Origin of the sequence: Novosphingobium lentum NBRC 107847 (genome assembly GCF_001590965.1) — a bacterium.
In the GTDB taxonomy this organism is placed as follows: domain Bacteria; phylum Pseudomonadota; class Alphaproteobacteria; order Sphingomonadales; family Sphingomonadaceae; genus Novosphingobium; species Novosphingobium lentum.
The window spans coordinates 56,490-65,975 of the sequence record NZ_BCTW01000023.1 but is presented as its reverse complement, the minus strand read 5'-3'; the positions used below and the strand labels follow the sequence as shown (position 1 = coordinate 65,975).

At 67.0% G+C, this 9,486-nt stretch carries 13 protein-coding genes; 11 read left to right on the top strand and 2 right to left on the bottom strand.

Annotated features, from left to right (window positions below):
• Window positions 1-195: 195 nt before the first annotated feature.
• A complete protein-coding gene (locus NL2_RS17835; RefSeq protein WP_218006126.1) occupies window positions 196-726 on the bottom strand; it encodes a group I truncated hemoglobin in 531 nt (176 codons plus the stop codon).
• 228 nt (window positions 727-954) lie between these two features.
• On the opposite strand from NL2_RS17835, the gene NL2_RS17830 reads away from it, so the two are divergent.
• The 11 genes from NL2_RS17830 (at window position 955) to NL2_RS17780 (ending at window position 7,462) form a co-directional block, all read left to right on the top strand.
• Window positions 955-1,593 carry a TetR/AcrR family transcriptional regulator gene (locus NL2_RS17830; RefSeq protein WP_068077264.1) on the top strand — a complete coding sequence of 213 codons (639 nt, stop codon included), beginning with the start codon at window positions 955-957 and terminating at the stop codon, window positions 1,591-1,593.
• A gap of 3 nt (window positions 1,594-1,596) precedes the next feature.
• Window positions 1,597-2,043 carry a VOC family protein gene (locus NL2_RS17825; RefSeq protein WP_068077262.1) on the top strand — a complete coding sequence of 149 codons (447 nt, stop codon included), beginning with the start codon at window positions 1,597-1,599 and terminating at the stop codon, window positions 2,041-2,043.
• Between the two features lie 30 nt (window positions 2,044-2,073).
• The gene (locus tag NL2_RS17820) at window positions 2,074-2,748 is read left to right on the top strand and encodes a glutathione S-transferase family protein (RefSeq protein WP_068077260.1); all 675 of its coding nucleotides are present in this window, start codon (window positions 2,074-2,076) and stop codon (window positions 2,746-2,748) included.
• A 27-nt stretch (window positions 2,749-2,775) separates the two neighbouring features.
• On the top strand, window positions 2,776-3,144 hold the full coding sequence (locus tag NL2_RS17815) for a DUF1428 domain-containing protein (protein ID WP_068077258.1): 369 nt from the start codon (window positions 2,776-2,778) through the stop codon (window positions 3,142-3,144).
• Between the two features lie 37 nt (window positions 3,145-3,181).
• The gene (locus NL2_RS17810) at window positions 3,182-3,979 is read left to right on the top strand and encodes a VOC family protein (protein ID WP_068077276.1); all 798 of its coding nucleotides are present in this window, start codon (window positions 3,182-3,184) and stop codon (window positions 3,977-3,979) included.
• A gap of 3 nt (window positions 3,980-3,982) precedes the next feature.
• The gene (locus NL2_RS17805; RefSeq protein ID WP_068077256.1) at window positions 3,983-4,609 is read left to right on the top strand and encodes a glutathione S-transferase family protein; all 627 of its coding nucleotides are present in this window, start codon (window positions 3,983-3,985) and stop codon (window positions 4,607-4,609) included.
• The gene (locus NL2_RS17800; RefSeq protein ID WP_068077254.1) at window positions 4,606-5,100 is read left to right on the top strand and encodes a VOC family protein; all 495 of its coding nucleotides are present in this window, start codon (window positions 4,606-4,608) and stop codon (window positions 5,098-5,100) included. Before NL2_RS17805 ends, NL2_RS17800 begins: the two co-directional genes overlap by 4 nt.
• Before the next feature lie 4 nt (window positions 5,101-5,104).
• Window positions 5,105-5,770 carry a dihydrofolate reductase family protein gene (locus NL2_RS17795; protein ID WP_068077253.1) on the top strand — a complete coding sequence of 222 codons (666 nt, stop codon included), beginning with the start codon at window positions 5,105-5,107 and terminating at the stop codon, window positions 5,768-5,770.
• A 123-nt stretch (window positions 5,771-5,893) separates the two neighbouring features.
• Entirely contained in the window at window positions 5,894-6,421 is a 528-nt protein-coding gene (locus NL2_RS17790; protein WP_369405473.1) for a glutathione S-transferase family protein, read from the top strand.
• 19 nt (window positions 6,422-6,440) lie between these two features.
• Window positions 6,441-6,890 (top strand): SRPBCC family protein, encoded by a 450-nt coding sequence (locus NL2_RS17785; protein WP_068077251.1) that lies wholly within the window; start codon window positions 6,441-6,443, stop codon window positions 6,888-6,890.
• Window positions 6,891-6,970: 80 nt separating this feature from the next.
• Window positions 6,971-7,462, top strand: coding sequence for a GFA family protein (locus NL2_RS17780; RefSeq protein WP_068077249.1), 492 nt, complete (start codon window positions 6,971-6,973; stop codon window positions 7,460-7,462).
• Between the two features lie 110 nt (window positions 7,463-7,572).
• On the opposite strand, the gene NL2_RS17775 is transcribed toward NL2_RS17780, so the two are convergent.
• Entirely contained in the window at window positions 7,573-9,387 is a 1,815-nt protein-coding gene (locus NL2_RS17775; RefSeq protein WP_245647745.1) for a DUF885 domain-containing protein, read from the bottom strand.
• Between the last annotated feature and the right edge of the window lie 99 nt (window positions 9,388-9,486).

Sequence of the window (9,486 nt, the reverse complement as noted above, 5' to 3'; positions counted from 1 at the left end):
GAAGGAACCCCCGTATGATGGTTCGAGACGGGACTTCGACAAGCTCAGTCCCTCCTCACCATGAGCGGCTAGTTTTTAAGTTGCGGCAACGCTCAAGTGCCACAAGGGAAAAGGGCGCCGGCAGCGATGAACTGCCGACGCCCTTTTGTTGTCGTCAAGCCGCAGGGCGGTGAACCTGCGGCTTGATGGCGATCGTCACATCGCGGGTGCCGGCTTGAACGCGGCGGGCAGCGGCGCGCCGGTTGCAGGGCTCTTGATCTCGACGATCTGCGGCTTCAGCGGGGCCAGCGCGGCGACCACTTCGCCCTTTTCCTTGGCGGGTACGTTGAACTTGTCGAGGCTTGCGCCCAGGTCTTCGACCAGCGCGTTGAACTCGCCCGTGGTCACGCCCATGTGATCGTGCGCGGCCTTCATCGACTGGCCGGTATAGGCGCAGGGCCCGCCGGTGGCGCTGCACATGAACGCCTTGAGGTTGGTGACCAGGCGAGTCGGGTCGGATTTGGCGAACTTGGCGTTGATGCGGGTGTCGGCCAGCACGCGCCCGGCGAAATCGTCGGTCACGGCATCGATCGCGGGCTTGCCGCCCAGACGTTCGAACAGGCTTTTCTCGGCCATCTTGTGCATCGGATGCATCGCATGGTGATGCTTCTTGGCCTTGGCCATGGCGGCCGAAGGCGCGACGGCGAGTGCGATCGCGACGATCGAACCCGTGAGTATAGAGCGCATGTGTATTCTCCCCTTCATGCCGAACCCGAAGGAGGGGTGGCCCGGCATTACTTCAGACTATTTCCCGGATCGTTCGTCGCAAGCGAAGAATGCCTCGTCGCACGCAAACACGATGAGCCGTGGCAATTCATCGGCCTGTTGCACGCCGGACCCGGCCCATGCCGCGGTGGGCGCGAGTCTCGCAAAATCCGGGTTGATCGTTACATACCGGTTGGTAATGTATCGGCCATGGCGAGTCGCAGCACCCCCCGCGAAAAACCACCGCGCCCGCCGCGCGGCGATGCGCGACGCGCGCTGCTCGATGCGGCGATCGAGCTGGTGCGCAGGCAGGGTTGGGCGTCGACCGGGATCGACCAGCTGTGCGCGGCGGCGGGGGTGACCAAGGGCGCGTTCTTCCACCATTTCGCCTCGAAAGAGGCGCTGGGGGTGGCTGCCGCCGCGCGCTGGACCGAAGTGACCGCGCCGTTGTTTGCCGGCGCGCCGTATCACGCGCTGGAAGACCCGCTCGACCGCGTGCTCGGCTACCTCGACTTTCGCGTCGCGATTGCCGACGGTCCGCTGGAGGCATTCACCTGCTTTGCCGGCACAATGGTGCAGGAAACGTTCGCCACGTCCGAGGCGATCCGCGCCGCCTGCGGGCTTACCGTCCACAGCCATGCCGACATCCTCGCCGCCGACGTCGCCGCCGCGATCGCGCGCCACGGCACGGTCGCGCCGGTCGATGCGCTGAGCCTGGCGACCTACACCCAGACCGTGCTGCAGGGCGGCTTCGTCCTGTCCAAGGCACGGGGCGACCGGTCGCCTTTGCTGGAGGCGCTCGACCATTTGAAACGTTATGTCCGCCTGTTGTTCGGCAAAGGAGTCTAGACCATGACCCGTATGATTTTCGTGAACCTGCCGGTGACCGATCTGCCCGCATCGCGCCGGTTTTACGAGGCGATCGGCTTCACCAACGAGCCGCGCTTCTCCGACGAGACCGCCGCCTGCATGGTGTTGAGCGACGCGATCTTCGTGATGCTGCTGACGCATGCCAAATGGGCGACGTTCACCAGCCGTCCGATCCCGTCCAGCGACGTCAGCGAGGTCATGCTCTGCGTGAACTGCGACAGCCGCGATGCGGTCAATGCGATGGCCGACAGCGCGGCATCGAGTGGCGGGCAGATCGACGTAAATCCCGCGCAGGACCACGGCTTCATGATGAGCCGCACGTTCGCCGATCCCGACGGCCATGTGTGGGAGCCGATGTGGATGGACCCTGCGGTCGCCAATGGCGATGGCCCGGTGGCCGAGGACGCCGCGCACCACCGCGCCTCCTGATCGCAATCAACGCTCCAAGGAAATCTGCCCATGCCGATCGATCCTTCCGCCGCCATCGAATTGACCGCGTTCAAATGGGTGCCGCCGTTCGCGCGCGGGCAGGTGCGAGATCTCCGCCCGCGCTGGGCGATGGAGGAACAGGGGCTGGACTACCGCCTGCGGCTGCTCGACGCGACCCGGCCGTGTCCCGAACCCTACCTGTTGGAACAACCGTGGGGGCAGGTGCCGGTGCTCGACGACGGTGGCGTGACGTTGTTCGAATCGGGCGCGATCCTGTTGCACCTGGCGCAAAAGGACGAGCGCCTGCTGCCCGCCGATCCGCAACGCCGCGCCACCGCCACGTCGTGGCTGTTCGCGGCCTTCAACAGCATCGAACCGCTGATGTTCGAGCTCAGCACCGTATCGATCTTCTCGCGCGATGCCGAATGGGCGACCTTACGCAAACCCAGCCTGATGGAGACGCTGGGCGGTCGGCTGGATCGGCTGGCGGACCGCCTGGGCGATGCCGGGTATCTCGACGGCGAGTTCACCGTCGCCGACATCGCCATGGCCACCGTGCTGCGCGTGGCGCACCGCACCGCGCTGGTGCCCGACCGGCCAAGGCTGGCCGCGTACCTCGCGCGGTGCGAGGCGCGGCCCGCGTTCCAGCGGGCGCTGGCCGATCAGCTCGCCGAATTCGACCGCAACGAACCCGCCGCCGCCTGATTGTACCTTTGGAGAGAGGACCCCAACATGCCCTATATCGATGGCTACGTGCTCGCCGTGCCGACCGCGAACAAGGACAAGTTCATCGCCCACGCCAACCTGGGCGACAGCGTGTTCATGGACAACGGCGCAACCCGCGTGATCGAATGCTGGGGTGACGAGATTTCTACCGGCTCGCTCACCGATTTTCGCAAAGCGGTGCAGGCGACCGACGACGAGACTGTGGTGTTCAGCTGGGTCGAGTGGCCCGACAAGGCGACCCGCGACGCCTGCATGGCCCGGATGGCAGACCTGATGAAAGACCCTCGCTGGGCCGACAACCCGATGCCGTTCGACGGCAAGCGCATGATCTACGGCGGGTTCGCCCCCGTCGTGGAATTGCCGTCTGCGTCCTGAACTTGAAACGTCCCGAACTCCAAATGGGAGAGTGATGATGACCAATCCGGCAGGCAGCTTCATCTGGTACGAACTGATGAGCCCCGACCCCGACGCCGCCAAGGCATTCTATGACAACGTGGTCGGCTGGACGATCGCACCCGAGTCCCCCGGCGACGACATGGACTATCGCATGATCGCGCGCAGCGATGGTGGCAACGCCGGCGGGGTGTTGCGGCTGACCGACGACATGCAGGCGCACGGCGCGCGCCCCTTGTGGCTCGCCTATTTCTACACCGCCGATGTCGATGCAGCGGCCAGGGCGATCGAGGCTGATGGCGGCAAAGTGCAGATGCCGCCGCACGCGCTCGACGGCGTTGGTCGCTTTGCCATGCTCACCGATCCGCAAGGCGTGCCGTTCTACATCATGAACCCCACGCCCCCTCCGGGGATGGAGGGCATGGCGAGCGACGTGTTCTCGCCCAGCGCCGTCCAGCGGGTCAGCTGGAACGAACTCGCCAGCCCCGACCTTGCCGCGTCCAAGGCGTTCTACGCCAAGCACTTCGGCTTCGAATTCAACCAGGTGATGAACATGGGGCCGATGGGCGACTACTGCTTCATCGATCATGGCGGTCAGCAACTGGGCGCGATCATGCAGCGGCAGGACGAGCGCCAGCCGGCGGTGTGGCTGTTCTATTTCCGCGTGCCCTCGGTCGCTGCGGGCAAGGCCGCGATCGAGGCGGCCGGCGGCACCGTGCTGATGGGGCCGCACCAGGTCCCGACCGGCGACTGGATCGTACTCGCCACCGATCCGCACGGCGCGGGCTTCGGCCTCGTCGGTCCCAAGGGAGATTGAACCATGGCCGAATACACATTCTACACCCACCCGATGTCGCGCGGCCAGATCGCGCGCTGGGCCTTGCATGAAGCGGGCGCGGATTACGAGGCAGTGCTGGTCGACTGGGCCGCCAAGCCCGCCGAGTTCACCGACGCCAACCCGATGGGCAAAGTCCCCACGATCGTCCACCACGCGCTGGGCGGTGATCGCGTGGTGACCGAAGGCGCGGCGATTTGCGCCTACCTTGCCGATGCACACCCCGGCGCCGACCTCGCTCCGCGCGAAAGCGAGCGCGCCGATTATTACCGCTGGCTGTTCTTCGCGGCCGGTCCGGTGGAGCAGGCCGTGGTCGCCCGCTCGATGGGCTGGGAGGTTCCCGAAGGACGCGAGGGCATGGTCGGTTTCGGCAGCTTCGACCGCACCGTCGATACGCTGGCGGGGCATGTCGGCAGCCATGACTACGTCTGCGGCGAGCGGTTCACCATGGCCGATGTCTATGTCGGGGCGCAGGTCAACTGGGGGCTGGCATTCGGATCGTTGCCCAAACGGCCGGAATTCGAAGCCTACTCGGCCCGGCTCACCGCGCGGCCTGCCTATCTCGCAGCCAAGGCCATCGATGACAAGCTGATCGCGGAGATGCAGAAATGACCGCGCAACCCAAACCCGGCGCCACCCTCTGCCTGTGGTACGACGGCGGCGCCGAGGAGGCCGCGCAGTTTTACGCGGCGACGTTCCCCGACAGCCACGTCGGCGCGATCATGCGCGCGCCGTCGGACTATCCCGACGGCAAGGCGGGCACCGTGCTGACGGTAGAGTTCACCGTGCTCGGCCTCGCTTGCTTCGGGCTCAACGGCGGGCCGATGTTCAAGCACAGCGAGGCGTTCTCGTTCCAGGTCGCCACCAACGACCAGGAAGAAACCGACCGCTACTGGAACGCCATCGTCGGCAACGGGGGTGAGGAAAGCGCGTGCGGCTGGTGCAAGGACAAGTGGGGCCTGTCGTGGCAGATCACCCCGCGCGCGTTGACCGACGGCATGACCGATCCTGATCCCGCCGCGCGCAAGCGCGTGTTCGAGGCGATGATGACCATGCGCAAGATCGATATCGCGGCCATCGAAGCCGCCCGCGCCGGACGCTAGGGCGATGTCGCGCAGGATCATCGGCGGGGTGTTCGTGTCGCTCGACGGGATCATCCAGGCGCCGGGCGGGCCGGACGAGGACACCTCGGGCGGCTTCCCGTACGGCGGCTGGATGGAGCCTGTGTCCGAGGAGGTCATCGGCAGCCAGATCGGCGCGCTGTTTGCCGGGCCGTTCGACTTGCTGCTCGGGCGGCGGACATACGACATTTTTGCCGCGTACTGGCCGTTCATTCCCACCGACAACCCGATCTCGGCCAAGTTCGCGACGGTGCAAAAGTACGTGCTGACCGGGTCGGACACGGCGCTGGACTGGCACGGTAGCCACTGCCTCGCCGATCTCGATGCGCTGGCCAAGGTCAAGGCGGCGGACGGCCCCGATCTGGTCATCCAGGGCAGTTCGACGCTTTACCCGCAGCTGCTGTCGCACGGGCTGCTCGACCGGCTGGTACTGATGATCCTGCCGGTCGTGCTGGGCACCGGCAAGCGCCTGTTCGGCGATGGCACGCCCGCCATCACGTTCAAACCCATCGAACAGCGGATGGGGCCGCGCGGCTGCATGATTGCGACGCTGGAACCGGCAGGCCCGGTGAAGACCGGATCGTTCGGAGAGATCGAGCCGAGCGCACCCGAACACGCGCGCCGGGCGAAAATCGCGGAAGGAACCTGGTGATGCTCAGCCTTTATGGCCATCCGTTCTCGTCGTACACGTGGAAGGCGCTGATCGCGTTGTACGCCAACGCGACGCCGTTCGAATTCCGCACGGTCGATCCCGATCATCCCCGAAAACGCTGCGTTGGTTGCCGCAGCCAGCCCGCTCGGCAAGTTCCCGGTGCTGGTGGATGGCGATGTCACGGTGTTCGAGGCGACCGCGATCATCGAGCACCTCGCGCTCCACCACCCCGGACGGCAGCCGCTGATCCCCGCCGATCCCGACGCGGCGATCGCCACGCGGATGCTCGACCGCGTGTTCGACAACTACGTGATGAACGCGATGCAGGAGGTCATCGCCGAAGTGCTGCGCCCGCCGGGCACGCTCAGCGACGAAACCAGGGCGCGGGTGCATGGCGCGCTCGATCGCACTTATCGCTGGATCGACGCGTGGCTGGCGGACTACCCGGCCAGCGACGCGATCACGCTGATCGAATGCGCCGCCGCGCCGTCGCTGTTCTACGCCGACTGGGTCTATCGCATTCCCGAGGATTGCCACCGCCTGCGACGCTGGCGCGCGCACCTGCTGGCGCTGCCCCCGGTCAAGCGCTGCGTCGACGATGCCCGTCCCTATCGCCCCTACTTCCCGCTCGGCGCGCCCGACCGCGACTGATCCATCAAGGAGCTACCCCATGTCCGATCCCAAGCTCGAACTGTCGATCACCCGCCACATCGCTGCGCCGCCCGCCACGGTGTGGCAGGTGATGACCGACCGCATGGCCGAATGGTGGTGCCCCCAGCCGTGGACGGTCGAGATCGTCGAGCAGGATCGCCGCCCCGGCGGACGCAGCGCAATGGTGATGAAAGGCCCCAACGGCGAGGCCATGCCGCAGGAAGGCATCTTCCTCGCCTATGACGAAGGCCGCCGCTTCGCCTTCACCGACGCGCTCGATGCCGATCTCAACCCGCACGGGCCGTTCATGGTCGGCATCTTCGAGATCGCGGCCGAAGACGGCGGCACCCGCTACACCGCCAGCGCGCGCCACTGGACCGAGGAAGCGCTGCAGCAGCACAAGGACATGGGCTTCGAACAGGGCTGGGGCGTGGTGGCGGACCAGCTGAAGGCGCTGTGCGAAGCTTAAAGAGCGATCATCTCCCCTCCCCTTCAGGGGAGGGGCTCAAGAAGGCGAACTGACAAGCAAAACGAAACGAGGATGCTTGAATGCCTAAAACCCCGTCACCCCAAGCCGAAGGCGGCTGCACCTGCGGCGCGGTCCGCTATCGCCTCACCAGCGAACCGATCGTGGTGCACTGTTGCCACTGCCGCTGGTGCCAGCGCGAAAGCGGCAGTGCGTTTGCGCTCAACGCGGTGATCGAAACCGATCGGGTCGAACTGCTGGCGGGCCAGCCCGAGAGCGTCGCCACGCCATCCGCCAGCGGCAAAGGGCAGGAAGTGCTGCGCTGCCCCGCCTGCCGCGTCACGCTGTGGAGCCACTACGGCGGCGCGGGCAAGGCGGCGGCGTTCATCCGCGTCGGCACGCTCGACGATCCCGACGCCTGCCCGCCCGACGTGCACATCTTCACCGGCTCGAAGCAACCGTGGGTCGTGCTGCCCGAGGGTGCCGAGGCGTTCGCGGTGTTCTATTCGGGCAAGGACGTGCCGCGGATTTATGGTGAAGTTGGCGCGGCAAGATGGAAGGCGTTGCGGGGGTAGGGTGAGGCTTGCCCAGCCCAACCCCTCCCGCAAGCGGGAGGGGAGCGAGACTTGCCGAGCCGAAGGCGAGGCTAGTCGCAGCGGGGTGGGCGGTATTGGCGCCCAGTTCCCTACCCCCGCTCGCCCCGCACATACGCCTCCACATTCATCGCCAGCACATCCAGCGGCACGTTGCCGCCTTCGACCACCGCGTCGTCGTAATCGCGCAAGTCATACCGCGCGCCCAGCGCCTTTTTGGCCCGCGCGCGCTGGCGCAGGATTTCACTGTGGCCGATCTTGTAGCCGCAGGCCTGCCCCGGCCAGCTGCAATAGCGCTCGACCTCGGGGGTGACTTCGTCGAGGCCCGAGCCGTTGGTGGTGGCGAACCAGTGGATCGCCTGCTCGCGCGTCCACTTGCGATCGTGCAGCCCGGTGTCGACCACCAGCCGGCACGCGCGGAACGCGATCGACTGGAGGTAGCCCAGCTGCCCCACCGGATCGCCGTCATACGCGCCCAGCTCGTCGCCCAGCGTTTCGGCATACAGCGCCCAGCCTTCGGAATAGGAGTTGAACGCCAGCATCGCGCGGATCGTGGGCAGCGCCTGCGCATACTCGCCCTGCCACACGTGGCCGGGAATCGCCTCGTGGTGGACCAGCGTGGGCAGGCTGAACTTGTTGTGGAGCGAGGTGGTGCCCAGGTTGATCCACATCTTCCCCGGGATCTTGCCGTCGATCGACCCCGGCCCGCCATAGGCACCGGGCGCGCCGGGTTCCTCGTCGGGCGGCAGGCGGCGCACCTCGACATTGCCGCGCACCAGATGGCGGAACGCGCGCGGCATCTGCGCGCGGATGAAATCGAGCCGCTTCTGGATGAACGCGAGGATTTCGGCGCGCCCGGGATCGCCTTCGGCAAACAGAAAGCGCTGGTCTTTGCCCAGCCCGGTCATCCGCTCGCCGACCGATCCCTTGGTATAGCCCAGCTTGCGCAGGATCGGGTCCATCCGTGCGTGGAGCGCGGCGAGTTCCGCCAGCCCGATCCTGTTGATCTCCGCCGGGGTGTGCCGCGTGGTGGTGCTGGCGCGCAAGGCCCAGGCGTAAAACTCCGCCCCATGCGGGCGCGCCCACAGCCCCGCGTCGTTGGTGGCCTTTGCGCGCTGCGCGGTCAGCTCCGCAATCTGGCGATCGAGCGCGGGCGCGACCTTGCCGGTGACGATGGCCGAGGCGCGGCGGCCCCAGTCGCCGGCAATGTCCTTCGTCCGGCGCACGATCGATTCGACCAGCCCGCCACCGGCATGTGCGCTGCGCGACGAACCGGCGAGTTGGGCGAGCGCCTTGTCGATCAGGAACCCGGGCGCGACCACGCCCATCGCCGCCGTGCCGCGCAGCCGTTCCAGCTCGCCGTCGAGCTCTGCCGGGTAGGCTTCAAGGCGGCTCAGGTAGGCTTCTGCGTCGTTCACGTCACGGATCGGATGGTCGGCATCGAGGAAGCGCGGCACGTCGAGATAGGCGCCGACGTTCTGGATCACGACGTAGGGCGTGTTGCGCCAGCCGCCGACCGCGACATCGCCATACGGCAGCGCGAACCCGTCGAGCGCGGCGCGATAGGCGCTGCGGACCACGGCGAGGCTGGTGCGGGTCGAAGGATCTAACCCTGTGGTGTCGAACGCCTCCACCCGCGCAAGATCGGCACGGACGAGGTCGGCCAGCTTGCGCACCCCGGCGGACGAACGGTCGCCCAGCTGTGCGCGCAACGCGGCATGCGCGCCATCGTCGATCCCCAGCGAGGTCGCCTGTTCGGGCTGGAGCGCCAACAGGTTCCACGCGATCGAATCGAGCAGCGCGGCGGCTGCGGCAGCTTTGGGGCTGGCAAGGACTGGCGGGGCGGCGCCATAGGCAAAGCGCGGCAGCGCGAGGGCGGCGACTGCGGCGCCCACAGCGGTGGACATTGCGCCCAGCGCCTCGCGCCGGGTCCACGGATTTGTTTCGGGTGTAACCATCCGCGCAACCTGTCGCGCCATGGCGGACCTGTCAAACGGGTTTGCCGC